Source organism: Lysinibacillus sp. RU7 (genome assembly GCF_057837305.1).
Window position 1 is genome coordinate 1 of the sequence record NZ_JBYQFK010000332.1, and the last position, 232, is coordinate 232.

A 232-nucleotide genomic window follows, 5' to 3' on the forward strand; every position below is an offset into this window, starting at 1 on the left:
GAAATAATTTGCGAGCTAGTTGGGATTTTAAAGTCAATCAAAAAAGAAAAGGCTGGCGGGAAAATTTTATTTCAATGTTGAGGCAGACTGAAACCGATGTCGTTTTTTATAGTGACCAGGACGATATTTGGCAGGAAAACAAAGTGGAAGCTACTTTAACTGCCTTTGAGGCCGAAGAGGAAATGGAAGTGTTGGTTTCCGACTATGTAATTATTCCCAAAGAACAAAATTT

1 protein-coding gene is annotated in these 232 nt (G+C 37.5%); it reads left to right on the top strand.

The genetic code is table 11. The annotated features are described in order from the left end of the window. On the top strand, nt 1-232 hold a 232-nt coding region (locus AC3II9_RS22605), incomplete at both ends, for a hypothetical protein (RefSeq protein ID WP_489159027.1).